This window comes from Nocardioides sp. P4_G10 (assembly GCF_056401175.1).
On sequence record NZ_JBFUJV010000001.1, the window covers coordinates 1 to 12,918 of the forward strand.

At 71.4% G+C, this 12,918-nt stretch carries 10 protein-coding genes and 2 tRNA genes; all 12 read right to left on the reverse strand.

Features of this window, described 5'->3' with window-relative positions; all coding sequences use genetic code 11:
* Window positions 1–790, reverse strand: a 790-nt coding sequence (locus AC1DP1_RS00005; RefSeq protein ID WP_477505091.1) for a ThuA domain-containing protein, incomplete at its 3' end; no start/stop codon positions are given.
* A gap of 159 nt (window positions 791–949) precedes the next feature.
* On the reverse strand, window positions 950–2,110 hold the full coding sequence (gene xylA, locus AC1DP1_RS00010; protein WP_300045909.1) for a xylose isomerase: 1,161 nt from the start codon (window positions 2,108–2,110) through the stop codon (window positions 950–952).
* Window positions 2,107–3,300 (reverse strand): Gfo/Idh/MocA family protein, encoded by a 1,194-nt coding sequence (locus AC1DP1_RS00015; RefSeq protein WP_477505092.1) that lies wholly within the window; start codon window positions 3,298–3,300, stop codon window positions 2,107–2,109. Before AC1DP1_RS00015 ends, xylA begins: the two co-directional genes overlap by 4 nt.
* A gap of 169 nt (window positions 3,301–3,469) precedes the next feature.
* Entirely contained in the window at window positions 3,470–4,546 is a 1,077-nt protein-coding gene (locus AC1DP1_RS00020; RefSeq protein WP_457191970.1) for a substrate-binding domain-containing protein, read from the reverse strand.
* A gap of 115 nt (window positions 4,547–4,661) precedes the next feature.
* Window positions 4,662–5,735, reverse strand: coding sequence for an ABC transporter permease (locus AC1DP1_RS00025; RefSeq protein WP_477505093.1), 1,074 nt, complete (start codon window positions 5,733–5,735; stop codon window positions 4,662–4,664).
* Window positions 5,732–7,243, reverse strand: coding sequence for a sugar ABC transporter ATP-binding protein (locus AC1DP1_RS00030; RefSeq protein WP_477505094.1), 1,512 nt, complete (start codon window positions 7,241–7,243; stop codon window positions 5,732–5,734). Before AC1DP1_RS00030 ends, AC1DP1_RS00025 begins: the two co-directional genes overlap by 4 nt.
* The gene (locus tag AC1DP1_RS00035; RefSeq protein WP_477505095.1) at window positions 7,240–8,511 is read right to left on the reverse strand and encodes an ROK family protein; all 1,272 of its coding nucleotides are present in this window, start codon (window positions 8,509–8,511) and stop codon (window positions 7,240–7,242) included. The genes AC1DP1_RS00030 and AC1DP1_RS00035 overlap by 4 nt, the downstream gene beginning before the upstream one ends.
* Window positions 8,512–8,614: 103 nt before the next feature.
* Window positions 8,615–10,036 (reverse strand): xylulokinase, encoded by a 1,422-nt coding sequence (gene xylB / locus AC1DP1_RS00040; protein ID WP_477505096.1) that lies wholly within the window; start codon window positions 10,034–10,036, stop codon window positions 8,615–8,617.
* An 80-nt stretch (window positions 10,037–10,116) separates the two neighbouring features.
* Window positions 10,117–10,192 (reverse strand) — tRNA-Glu (locus tag AC1DP1_RS00045).
* Between the two features lie 88 nt (window positions 10,193–10,280).
* Window positions 10,281–10,352, reverse strand: a tRNA-Gln gene (locus AC1DP1_RS00050).
* A gap of 72 nt (window positions 10,353–10,424) precedes the next feature.
* Window positions 10,425–11,429, reverse strand: coding sequence for a lysostaphin resistance A-like protein (locus AC1DP1_RS00055; RefSeq protein ID WP_477505097.1), 1,005 nt, complete (start codon window positions 11,427–11,429; stop codon window positions 10,425–10,427).
* Window positions 11,430–11,433: 4 nt separating this feature from the next.
* Window positions 11,434–12,912, reverse strand: a complete 1,479-nt coding sequence (gene gltX, locus AC1DP1_RS00060) for a glutamate--tRNA ligase (protein ID WP_457191982.1) — start codon at window positions 12,910–12,912, stop codon at window positions 11,434–11,436.
* Window positions 12,913–12,918: the final 6 nt, after the last annotated feature.

Below are 12,918 nucleotides of genomic sequence, written 5' to 3' on the forward strand. Positions count from 1 at the left end.
GGGTGTAGGTGGTCTCGTCCAGCGACGCCAGCACGTGGAGCTTCGTGCGGGGGTTGGCCGCCGGGTTGGTCCGGAAGTTGTACCACTCGTCGGTGCGCTGCCAGCGGCGCTGGATGCCGGCGGTGGACGGGTGCGCAGGGTCCTCGACCTTGACCGTCGCGGTCGGTGTGCCCGGCGGGTGGTTGTTGAAGTAGGCGCCGACGAGACTGCCGTACCAGGGCCAGTCGTACTCGGTGTCGGACGCCGCGTGGATGCCGGCGTAGCCGCCGCCGGCCTGGATGTAGCGCTCGAACGCGGCCTGCTCGGACGGGTTGAGCACGTCACCGGTGGTGGAGAGGAAGATGACGACCTCGTACTGCTCGAGGTTGGCGTCGTTGAACGCGCTGCTGTCCTCGGTCGCCGTCACCGTGAAGTTGTTGTCGGCCGCGAGCGCCTGGATGGCGGTGGTGGCCTCGTCGATGTTGGAGTGCCGGAACGCAGCCGTCTTGGAGAAGAGGAGCGCGTCGAACGACTCCTCCGCGGCTGCGGCGGCGGATGCCTTCGGGTCGGCGGTCCACGGGACCGCGTCGCCCAGGGTGCTCGCGGTCTCGGCCGGGCCGGCCTTCCCGGTCCCCTGGGGGGCCTTCTTCGCCTGGATGTCAGTGGCGGCGGCGGGCTCGGGGCTCGGTGCCGCGGTGGCCGTGGAGGCCAGCCCGATGGTCGCGCCCAGCGGCAGCGACACGATCAAGGCCATGGTGGAGCCGACCGCGACGCGGGAGCGCCTCTGCAGTCGCGTGATGAGTCTGTTCATCACGATCCCTTCTCTGGTGACGGATGTGCGCTCCATCAGTTCCGGGGCGGGTCCCCGGGCGTTCGGCCCTCGTCATGCGGTCGAGCTGTGCTGCGGTCGTGCGGGTGGGACAGGTGTGTGCCCGGCGGGTTCGGCGCCCGCCGGGCCCACGGTGGTCGGTCAGCGGACTCCCAGCAGGTGCTCGAGCGCGAGCTGGTCGAGCGCCTCCTGGCCGACGCTGCGGGTGGCGAGGCCCTCGACGTCGTACGACGCCGCGCGGAGGTCGGCGAGCGACTCACCCTCGCCGAGGGTCGGGGTGCGCAGGGTGCCGATCTCGGCGGCCTCGAGGGCCGCGACGACGTCGGGGTCGGCGCGGAAGGCCTGGACCTTGTCGCGCAGGATCAGGTAGTTGCGCATGCACCCGCGGGCGGACTCCCAGACACCGTCCATGGCCTCGGCGCGCGGCGGCTTGAAGTCGAAGTGGACGTAGCCGTCGTAGGCCTTGCCGGTGCCGGCGCCCAGGAGCGCGTCGACGGTCCAGAAGGCGCCGCGCACGTTGCCGGCCCCGAAGCGCAGGTCCTGGTCGAACCGGGGACCGTGCTGGCCGTTGAGGTCGACGTGGAAGAGCTTGTCGTGCCACAGCGCCTGGCTGATGCCGTGGGCGAAGTTGAGGCCGGCCATCTCCTCGTGGCCCACCTCGGGGTTGAGGCCGACCATGTCGGGGTCGTCGAGCTCGGAGATGAGCGCGAGGGCGTGGCCGATGGTCGGCAGCAGGATGTCGCCGCGCGGCTCGTTGGGCTTGGGCTCGAGCGCGAACCGCATGTCGTAGCCCTGGTCCTTGACGTAGGCGCAGAGCAGGTTCAGCGACTCGCTGTAGCGGTCGAGCGCGGCCTGGACGTCCTTCGCAGCACCGTGCTCGGCGCCCTCGCGGCCACCCCACAGCACGAACGTCTTGGCGCCCAGGGACGCCGCCAGGTCGATGTTCCGCAGCGCCTTGGTGAGCGCGTAGCGCCGCACCTCGCGGTTGTTGGCGGTGAGCGCGCCCTCCTTGAACACCGGGTGCCCGAACAGGTTGGTGGTCACCATCTCGACGGCGAGGCCGGTGTCGGCCAGCGCCTTCTCGAAGCGCTCGAGCACGGCGTCGCGCTTGTCGTCGTCGGGGACGAGGTCGTCGTCGTGGAAGGTGACGGCGGCTGCGCCGAGCTCGGCGAGCTGGTAGGTCGCGTCGACCGGATCGAGGAGGTCACGGGAGCTGGGTCCGAACACGTCGGTGCCCTGCCATCCCACCGTCCAGAGGCCGAACGAGAACTTGTCCTCAGGGGTCGGGGTGTAGTCGGTCATGCGGGGATCTCCTGCCACGAATCGTTGTCAGAGCTGGTCTCGACCGCGGCCAGGACGCGTTGCACCTGGAGTCCGTCGGCAAAGGTTGGGGTGGGATCGGTGCCGTCCGCGATCGCGCGGACGAGGTCGACGGCCTGGTGGATGAACCCGTGCTCGTAGCCGATGACGTGGCCGGGCGGCCACCACGCACCCACGTAGGGGTGCACGGCCTCGGTGACGAGGATCCGGCGGAACCCGGCGGTGCCGGCGTCCTCCGTGCCGTCGAAGAAGTGGAGGACGTTCATGTCCTCGAAGTCGAACGCGATGCTTCCGCGCGAGCCGTTGATCTCGATGCGGATCGCGTTCTTGCGCCCCGAGGCGAAGCGCGTCGCCTCGAAGACGCCCATCGCTCCCCCGCGGAAGTCCGCGAGGAAGGTCGCGGCATCGTCCACGGTGACCTTGCCGGTGCCCGTGCCGGCCGTGCCGGAGAGGCCGGCGTGCTCGCTGGGGAGCGGCCGCTCGTCGACGAAGGTGCGCAGCCGGCCGGAGACGCGGGTGATGGTGTCGCCGGTGATGAACTGGGTGATGTCGATGATGTGGGCGCCGATGTCGCCGAGCGCGCCGGAGCCGGCCTTGTCCTTCTCCAGGCGCCACGACAGCGGCGCCTGCGGGTCGACGATCCAGTCCTGCAGGTACTGGGCGCGCACGTGGTGCAGCGTGCCGAGGCGTCCCTCGGCGACGAGCTGCCGGGCGAGGGAGATGGCCGGCACGCGCCGGTAGGTGAAGCCGACCATGGCGCGTACGCCGTCGGCGGCCGCGCGCTCGGCGGCGCGGGTCATCGCCTCGGCCTCCTCGACGCTGTTGGCCAGCGGCTTCTCGCACAGGACGTGCTTGCCGGCCTCGAGGGCGGCGATGACGATCTCGGCGTGGGTGTGGCCGGGGGTGCACACGTCGACGAGGTCGATGTCGTCGCGCTCGACCAGGGCCTGCCACGAGGTCTCGGTGGACTCCCAGCCGAGGCGCTCGGCCGCGGCGCGGACGCCCTCGGCGTCGCGACCGGCGACGGCGGCCATGCGGGGACGGAGCGGCAGGTCGAAGAAGCGGGGGGCGGTGCGCCAGGCGTGGGAGTGCGCGGCGCCCATGAAGGCGTAGCCCACCATGCCGACCGACAGGTCGCGTCGGCCATCAGGGGTGTCGGGAGTGGTGGTCATCGGACCTCCTCGGGGGCAGGGTGTGGGATCAAGGGGCGCGCGAGGGCGCAGTCCGCAGACGCCCTGTCGGGTCGACCGGGCGGCTGCTGACGTGCTGTGGGTGGTGCTGGGTGCCCTTCGGGGCGGTGGTGCCGCGGCGGCTCCCGGGTGGGGAGCCGCCGCGGACCGATCAGGACTCGAAGGCCGAGTCGATGAAGTCGTCGACGTTGTCGGACGTGACGACCGGGGCGTAGAGCTGGACGGTGCGGGGCACCTCGACCTCGACGAGGTCGCTCATCGCCTTGCCCTGCACCAGCAGGCGGGCCAGCTTCACGCCGTCGGCGCCCTGGGTGGAGGGGTAGATGACCGTCGCCTTGAGCACGCTGTTGTCGTCCTGGATCGCGCGCATGGCGTTGGCCGAGCCGGCGCCGCCGATCATGGTGAACTCGTCACGGCCGGCGTTCTCGATGGCGGCGAGGACGCCGACACCCTGGTCGTCGTCGTGGTTCCAGAGGAAGTCGATCTTCGGCTCTGCCTGGAGCAGGTTCGCCGCGACCTCCTCACCGCTCTCGACGGTGAACTCCGCCGCCTGACGGGCGTCGACGTCGAGGCCGCACTCGGACAGCGCGTCCTCGAAGCCCTGGCTGCGGTCCTGGGTCAGCGGCAGGGAGTCGATGCCGGCGATCTCGGCGACGATGGCGTCCTTGTTGCCACCGGCCTGCTCACAGACGTACTGGCCGGCCGAGACGCCCATGCCGTAGTTGTCGCCGAGCACGGTGACGCGGGCAGCGTTGGGGTCGTCGAACTCGCGGTCGACGTTGATGACCGGGATCCCGGCCTCCATCGCCTTGAGCGCGACCGGCGTCATCGCGGCGCCGTCGAAGGGCAGCAGGACGATGGCGTCGACCTTGTCGTTGATGAAGGTCTCGACCTGGCTGATCTGCAGGTTGACGTCGTTGGTGCCCTCGGCGACCTGGAGGTCGATGTCGGGGTACTCCTCCGCGAGGTCGCGGACGTTGTTGGTGATGGCGGCCATCCAGCCGTGGTCGGCTGCGGGCGCCGAGAAGCCGATGGTGACCTGGTCGCCCTCCTCGTCGTTGCTGCCGGCGGCAGCGGCCGGTGCGGAGTCGGAGCCGCCGTTGTCGTCTTCGGCAGCGTCATCGGCGCTGCCGGTGCAGGCGGCCAGGGACAGGACGGCGACCGCGCCGACCACGATGCCGGTGTAGCGGCGGCTCTGGTGCCGTCGAAGGGGAGTGCGCAGTCGCATGTGTCGTGCTCCTAGTTCATCTCGGGTTCATCTCGATGGTTGTGGTGCAGCCGGCGTTCCTGGGGGGTGCCGGCATGGTGGTGCGGTGGTTCCGAGCTGGTGGGCCCGGCGTTCGCTAGGTCGACGTCGCGTTGCGGGCCAGGCGCTGCTGGAGCAGCACGGCGACGATGATGATGACGCCCTTGGCGACCGCCTGGGTCGAGGTGTCCTGGTTGTTGAGGGTGAACACGTTGCCCAGGGTGGCGAAGATGAGGACCCCGACGACCGTGCCGACGATGGTCCCGCGCCCTCCGGTGAGCAGCGTGCCGCCGATGACGACGGCCGCGATGGCGTCGAGCTCCCACAGCGTGCCGTGGGTGGAGCTGCCGGTGGTGGTGCGGCTGACGAGCATGAGCGCCGCGAGCCCGCAGCACAGGCCGACGAGGACGTAGAGCATCACGGTGTGGCGGTTGACGTTGATGCCCGCCAGGCGTGCCGCCTCGGGGTTGCCGCCGACGGCGAGCGTGCGCCGTCCGAACGTCGTGCGGTTGAGCAGGATCCAGCCGGCGACCGAGACCAGCGCGAAGATGACCACGAGGAGCGGCACTCCGAGGACGTCGGCGGAGAAGAAGTCCTTGAACCCCTGGACCGTCACGATCTGCGTGCGCCGCTCGGAGATGATCTCGGCGAGACCACGCGCGGCGGCCAGCATCGCCAGCGTCGTGATGAACGGAACGACCTTGCCGTAGGCGATCAACACACCGTTGACCAGCCCGCATCCTGCTCCCACGGCCAGTGCCGTGAAGACCATGAGGATCCAGTGGGTGTCGCCGGCCATCGTCTGGGTGGCGAACGTCGTCGCCCACACCGAGCAGAGCGCCGCGATGGCGCCGACGGAGAGGTCGATGCCGCCACCGGTGATGACGAAGGTCATCCCGATGCTGACCACGCCGATGGTCGAGGCGAAGCGCAGGATCGTGAGGACGTTGTCGATGCTGGCGAACCGGTCGCCCACGGTGATGACGCCGGCTGCACAGATCAGCAGGAGCGCCACGATCAGGCCGAGGTTGCGGCCGAAGGGGCCGCTCATCAGTCCTCCCCCGCCACCTGCCGACTCTGCGGCGGCGCGCTCCACCGTGACTGTGTCCGTCGAGGGGGTGACGGTGTTCTCGACCGCGCCCCCGGGTCGGTTCGTGCTCTGCTCGCTCATGCGACCTTTCCTTCCATGACCAGGTCCAGGACGCGGGACTCGTCGATCTCGCCCGCGGGACCTTCGTGCACGACACGGCCCTCACGGACCACGAGGACCCGGTCGGCGAGACCGAGCACCTCCTCTACCTCGCTCGACACGACCACCACGGCGACGCCGGAGTCGGCCAGCGAGCGGACGAGGGCGTAGATCTCGGCGCGAGCGCCGACGTCCACCCCTCGGGTCGGCTCGTCCAGGAGCAGCACCCGGCAGCCGCGGAGCAGCCACCGAGCGAGGACGACCTTCTGCTGGTTGCCGCCCGACAGGAGGCGCACGAGGCGTTCCACCCCCGCCGGGCGGACGTCGAGGGACTCCGCGACCTCGGCGGAGCGCTTGCGCTCGGCGCGGCCGTCGAGCAGCCCGAACCGGCTGAAGCGCCCCATCGTGGACACGGTGATGTTGGCGTAGATGGCCTGGTCGAGCAGGAGCCCCTGGCTCTTGCGCTCCTCCGGGGCGAGCCCGACGCCGGCCTTCACTGCGGCGGGCACGGAGCCGCGACGCAGCTCCTTGCCCGCGACCCGCACGGTGCCGGCCGACGGACGCCGCGCGCCGTAGAGGGTCTCGAGGATCTCCGAGCGTCCGGCGCCGACGAGGCCGGCGAGACCGACGATCTCTCCCGCCCGCACGCTCAGGTCCACACCGGTGAAGACGCCCGGCAGCTCGAGGCCGATCACCTCGAGGATCGGGTCGCCGGTCACGGGCGGGGCGTCGCCGCGGGGCGGGAAGACGTACTCGATGGACCGGCCCGTCATCAGCTTGATCAGCTCGCTCGTCGGCGTCTGGTCGACGGCGAGGCCGGTGGCGACGGTGCTGCCGTCCTTGAGGACCGTGATCCGGTCGCCGATCTGCCTGATCTCCTCGAGCCGGTGCGAGATGTAGACCACGGCGACGCCCTCGGACGTGAGGTCGCGGATGACGCGGAAGAGGTTGTTGACCTCGCCCTGGTCGAGGACGGCGGACGGTTCGTCGAGGATGAGCAGCCGGGTGTCCTGGGAGAGGGCGCGCGCCATGCTGACGATCTGCTGCGCGGCGGGCGAGAGCCGGCCCACCGAGCGGGTGGCCGGGATCTCGGAGTGCCCGAGCCGGGCGAGCAGGTCGCGCGTACGACGGATCGTCTCCCCGCGCTGGCTGAAGCCGCCCTTGCTGAGCTCGTGGCCGAGGAAGATGTTCTCGGCGACGCTCAGGTCGGGGACCAGGTCGAGCTCCTGGTAGATCGTGGAGATGCCGAGGTCCATCGCGGTCTGCGGCGTGGACAGCGAGACCGGCTCGCCCTCCCACAGGATCTGGCCCTCGTCGGGCTGGTAGCTCGCGGACAGGATCTTGATCAGCGTCGACTTGCCGGCGCCGTTCTGGCCGAGCAGGCAGTGCACCTCCCCTGCGCGCACCTCGAGCTCGACTCCTCCGAGCGCGAGCACTCCGGGGAACCGCTTGACGATGCCGCGCATGGTCAGCAGCGGGGCGTCGTTCATGACATCACCTCCAGCGTGGGGACCGCCCGGGGCACGAGCGTGGGGTCGTCGTAGACGTGGTCGATGGCGACGGCGGCGGCACCGTGCACCGCTGCCGAGAAGCCGAGGCTCGAGAGCGCGATGCGCGTGCCGCCGGCGTCGGGGGCGAGCACCCCGGCGGCGAGCTCGGACTCGACCTCGGAGCGGATCCGCTCACCGATCTCGCCGAGGTAGCCCGAGAGCACGATCATCCCGGGGTTGAGCACGTTGGTGAGGATCGCGGCGCCGATGCCGACCCAGCGTCCGACCTCGCTCAGCGCGGCCAGGGTCCGCTCGTCGCCGGCGGCGGCCCGGCGGCTGATCTCCTCGACCTTGCCCTCGAGGTCGATGAGGGGCGATCGCAGCAGGTCGTCCTCGCCCGCAGCGGCCAGCTCGATGAGGTGGCTGAGACCGATGACCGTCTCCCAGCACCCCGTGCGACCGCAGCCGCAGCGGTTGCCGTCGCGGTCGACGACCATGTGGCCGAACTCGCCGGCGTAGCCGCGTCGTCCGGCGAACGGGCGGCCGTCGGCGACGATGCCGCCACCGATGCCGACCTCGCCGTGGATGACGAGGATGTCGCGGCGCTCGGGGTCGCCGGGGATGGCCTCGGCGACGGCGGCGAGGTTGGCCTCGTTGTCCACCTCGAGGAGGTAGTCGGGGTCACCCAGCCGGGCGCGCAGCAGGCTGGCCAGCGCGACGTCCTGCCACCCGAGGTTGGCCGCGACCGAGACGGTGCCGCGGTCGTGGTCGACCAGGCCCGCCACGCCCACGACCGCCGAGACCGGGGCCGCGCCGAGCGCGGTCAGGTCGGCCAGCGTGCCGTGGACCAGCTCGACGAGGCGGTCGACCACCTCGTCGGGCTCGAGGCCGCGGGTGTCCACCGACGTACGCCGCTCGCTGACGACGACGCCCGCCAGGTCGACCGCGCGGGTCGAGACGTGGTGGACGTTGATCTCGGCACCGAGGCCGTAGGCGCCGGCACCGTCGATCTCGACGATCGTGCCGGGGCGCCCGACGGCGCCGCGCTCGGCGCTGCCCTCACGGACCAGGCCGCGCTCGCGCAGCTCGGTGACGAGGCTGGAGACGGTGGCCTTGTTGAGCCCGAGGTCGGCGGCGAGACGGGCCCGGGACCGGGCGCCGCCCTCGCGGAGGCTGCGGAGGACGAGCGACAGGTTCGCGCGGCGCACGGTGCCCTGGTCGGCACCGCCGGTGCCGGTCGTCGACCAGCCATCCCGCACCTGCGACATCGGCGTCCTCGATCCTGCGTGTGACCTCGGTCACCCATTAGTTTGACGGACCGCCAAACTAAGTGCGTGATGGGCATCACGTCAAGGGTGGCACACAGAAAGTTCAGCTGGTCTTGTCCAGGTGCCGCGAACGACCCTCGGCGTAGCGCTCGCGCACGCTCGGCACGGGGTCCGAGGCATAGCGTCGGGTGCCCTCGCGGACCCACTCCGGCGGTGCGTCCGCGCCCGACAGCGCCCAGGCCGCCTGGCGTGCGGCGCCGTCCGCGACGTACTCCCCCGGCGGCGGGACGTCGACCGGGACGCCGAGCACCTCCGCGGCGACCGTGCGGACGGCCTCCGACGCGGCCGCGCCCCCGACGAGCAGGACGCGCGAGGGGGTGACCCCGGTGGCGACGACGGCGTCGAGTCCGTCCGCGAGGCTGCACACCAGTCCCTCGACGCTGGCCCTGGCGAGCGCCGGCCGGGTGGCGGTGGCGAGGGTGAGGCCGTGCAGCGAGCCGGTGGCGTCCGGCAGGTTGGGCGTGCGCTCGCCCTCGAGGTACGGCACCAGCACCAGCCCGCCGGCGCCGGCGGGGGCCTCCAGCGCGAGGCGCGACAGCGTCTCGTGGTCGACGTCGAGGAGGCGGGCGGCGGCGTCGAGGACCCGCGCCCCGTTGAGGGTCGCGACGAGCGGGAGGAACAGCCCGGTGGCGTCGGCGAAGCCCGCGACGGAGCCGGTCGGGTCGACGGCGGGCGTGCTGGTGACGGCCGTGACGACACCTGAGGTGCCGATCGAGACGACCACGTCGCCCTCCCCCGCCCCCAGGCCCAGCGCAGCGGCGGCGTTGTCCCCGGCGCCGGCACCGAGTGCGGTGCCGGCGACCATCGCCGCGACCTCGCCTGGCCCCACGACGCGCGGCAGGTGCGGCACGGCGCCGAAGGCACGCTCGAGGAGGTCGGTGCGGTAGTCGCCCGTCGGTGCCGACCAGTAGCCCGTGCCGCTGGCGTCGCTGCGGTCGGTCGTCAGGTCGCGCAGGTCGGTGCTCCCGGACAGCTTCCAGGTGAGCCAGTCGTGCGGCAGGCACACCGCGGCCGTACGACGGGCGTGCTCGGGCTCGTGCTCGGCGAGCCAGCGCAGCTTGGTCACGGTGAACGACGCGACCGGCACGACACCGACCGCCTCGGCCCAGGCGCGACCGCCCTCCTCGGGACCGCCGAGCTCGTCGACGAGGTCGCGGGCGGCGCCGGCCGAGCGGGTGTCGTTCCAGAGCAGCGCGGGGCGCACGACGGCGCCGTCCTCGTCGAGGCAGACCATGCCGTGCTGCTGGCCGCCGACGCTGACGGCAGCCACGTCGTCCAGTCCCCCGGCCTCGGCGATCGCCGCCTGCAGCGCGGCCCACCAGTGGTCCGGGTGCACCTCCGTGCCGTCCGGATGTCCGGCGCGGCCCTGCCGCACGAGCGCGCCTGTCCCGGCGTCGCGGACGACGACCTTGCAGGACTGGGTGGAGGAGTCGATGCCGGCAACCAGCCGGGGCCCGTCAGTCATGGGCGCGGATGCTAGCCCACCGTGCGCAGTGCCCGACGACGACGAAGGGCCCGGTCCGAGGACCGGGCCCTTCCATGCGTTGGTACCCCCGACCGGATTTGAACCGGCGTTACCGCCGTGAGAGGGCGACGTCCTAGGCCGCTAGACGACGGGGGCTTGCATGTTGCTGCCCTGGAGCAGCGGAGCGAAACTCTACCGAAGTTGGAGTGCCGCACCAAATCCAACCCCTGGTGGGGCGGATCCGCTGGGGTACTAGGACTCGAACCTAGAACAACTGGACCAGAACCAGCCGTGTTGCCAATTACACCATACCCCATGGGGGTATCAGTTCGACCGCCTGCGATCGCCCTGACCACCACGTGATTCCTTGCGGAACCGATCCCGAACGTTACACGCGGGGTGGCGGCACGGCCAAAACGGGGTCCCCGCCGGCGGGCGGCAACGCTCCCCCGACGGGCGGTCCTGTGGTGACCAGGCCCATCGCCCGCGCCACCCACGTCGCGAGGCCCAGGTAGACCAGGGACTGCGTCAGCGTCGAGAGGATCGTCCACCAGCTGCTACCCCCCTCCGCGTTGAGCGCCGTGGTCAGGTCGCCGAAGGTGAGCGCCAGCCCGAAGGCCAGGAAGTTGTTCAGCACGTGCATCGCGATGGGCGCCTCCAGACCTCCGGTGCGGATCACGAGGATGCCGGCGACGACGCCGAAGGCGAAGCGGTCGAAGAAGACCGGCCAGTCCTGCGACAGGCCGTGGAAGAGCGCGAAGATCAGCGCCGGGCCCAGCACGGCGAGCGCCTGCGACAGCTGCCTGGCCCACACGAGCGACCCGAAGGCCTGGGTGAGGTAGCCGCGGAACAGGTACTCCTCCCCCGCCGCCTGGAGCGGGGTCAGGAGCAGGATGACGAGGATGAAGTCGCGCGTCTGCGAGGTGAAGTCGTTGACCGTGCTCGCCGGCATGTCGCCGGTCTGCACGGGCAGCAGCATCGCCACGCCGAGCGAGGCGAGGAGCGCCACCACCGACAGTCCGAGGCAGACGAAGAGGTAGCCCCACCGCAGGCGGGGCGCCACCGAGGAGACCCAGCGCGGCTTGAGCCGGTGCAGCCACCAGGTGACCAGGAAGGTCAGCGGGATCGCCGCGGCGATGATCACGTTGAGCAGGGCGAGCCCGGCGGGCGTCGCCTCCGCCGTCACGTCGAGGACGGTCGAGGCCTCGCTCGCGCTGCTCCCCGTGGCGAGCAGCAGCACGAAGGCGATGCCCCCGACCACGAGCGGCACGACGGCGAAGACCAGGACGAGGAGAAGCACGACGCCCACGACCGAGCGCCACCAGCCGGGCCTGCCCACCCGGTGCAGCTCGTGGTAGCGCGGCCGGAAGTCGGGGGCCAGCGGTGCGGGCACGGCGTCAGGCCAGGGCCGACTGCAGGCGCGCGAGGCTGCGCTCGCGGCCCAGCAGCTCCAGCGACTCGAACAGCGGCGGGCTGATCCGCTTGCCGGTCACGGCGACCCGCACCGGACCGAAGGCCACACGGGGCTTGAGCTCCATGCCCTCGATCAGCGCCACGCGCAGCGCCTCCTCGATGGCGGCGGTCGACCACTCGTGCAGCCCCGAGAGGGCGTCGTACGACGCCTGGACGACGCCGCGGCCCGTCTCGTCGAGCAGCTTGGCGACGTCGGCGGGGTCGCGCTCGAAGTCGGCCTCGTCGACGAACAGGAAGCCGAGCATCGGCGCGGCCTCGGTGAGCTTGTTGATCCGCTCGGCCACCAGCGGCATCGCGAGCTCGAGCATCTGGGCATCGGGGTCGGTCACCGGGTCGCCCACGACGCCTGCGTCCTTGAGGAAGGGCAGCACGCGGTGGGTGATCTCGTCGATCGACAGCAGCCGCATGTGCGAGGCGTTGATGGCCTCGGCCTTCTTGAGGTCGAAGCGCGCGGGGTTGGGGTTGACGTCCTTGATGTCGAACTTCTCGACCATCTCGTCCAGGGAGAAGACGTCACGGTCCGCCGCGATCGCCCAGCCGAGGAGGGCGAGGTAGTTGAGCAACCCCTCGGGCAGGAAGCCCTGCTCGCGGTAGAGCGCCATGTGGGCCTGCGGGTCGCGCTTGGAGAGCTTCTTGTTGCCCTCGCCCATGACGTAGGGCAGGTGGCCGAACGCGGGCGTCTCCTTCGCGACGCCGAGCTCCTTGAGCGCGTCGAAGAGGGCGACCTGGCGGGGCGTGCTGGAGAGCAGGTCCTCGCCGCGCAGCACGTGGGTGATCTCCATCGTGGCGTCGTCGACCGGAGCGGTCAGCGTGTAGAGCGGGTCGCCGTTGGCGCGGCACAGCGCGAAGTCGGGGACGAACTCGGTCTCGAAGGTGATGTCGCCGCGGACCAGGTCGTTCCAGGTGATCGACCCGTCGGGCATCCGGAACCGGACGATCGAGGAGCGGCCCTCGGCCTCGAAGGCGGACCGCTGCTCGTCGCTGAGCTCGCGGCAGAAGCCGTCGTAGCCCATCACCTTGGAGCCGCTCGCCTTGCGGCGCGCCTCGACCTCGTCGTTCGTGCAGAAGCAGTCATAGGTGTAGGACGACTCGCGCAGCCGGGTGAGCACGTCGGCGTAGATCTCGGTGCGCTCGGACTGGCGGTAGGGACCGTGCGCACCGCCGACCACGACGCCCTCGTCCCAGCTGAGGCCGAGCCACTGCATGAGGTCGATGAGCGAGTCGTAGGACTCCTCGGTGTTGCGCGCCTTGTCGGTGTCCTCGATGCGGAAGACGAAGGTGCCGCCGTGGTGGCGGGCGAACGCCCAGTTGTAGAGGGCGGTCCGGGCCAGGCCGACGTGGGGCGACCCCGTCGGGGACGGGGCCATGCGGACGCGGACGGGGGTGCTCCCGGGGGTGCTCATGCTGGT

Coding starts and splice junctions, on each gene's coding strand:
- xylA (WP_300045909.1), bottom strand. CDS start 2,110: ATGACCGACTACACCCCGACCCCTGAGGACAAGTTCTCGTTCGGCCTC.
- AC1DP1_RS00015 (WP_477505092.1), bottom strand. CDS start 3,300: ATGACCACCACTCCCGACACCCCTGATGGCCGACGCGACCTGTCGGTC.
- AC1DP1_RS00020 (WP_457191970.1), bottom strand. CDS start 4,546: ATGCGACTGCGCACTCCCCTTCGACGGCACCAGAGCCGCCGCTACACC.
- AC1DP1_RS00025 (WP_477505093.1), bottom strand. CDS start 5,735: ATGAGCGAGCAGAGCACGAACCGACCCGGGGGCGCGGTCGAGAACACC.
- AC1DP1_RS00030 (WP_477505094.1), bottom strand. CDS start 7,243: ATGAACGACGCCCCGCTGCTGACCATGCGCGGCATCGTCAAGCGGTTC.
- AC1DP1_RS00035 (WP_477505095.1), bottom strand. CDS start 8,511: ATGTCGCAGGTGCGGGATGGCTGGTCGACGACCGGCACCGGCGGTGCC.
- xylB (WP_477505096.1), bottom strand. CDS start 10,036: ATGACTGACGGGCCCCGGCTGGTTGCCGGCATCGACTCCTCCACCCAG.
- gltX (WP_457191982.1), bottom strand. CDS start 12,912: ATGAGCACCCCCGGGAGCACCCCCGTCCGCGTCCGCATGGCCCCGTCC.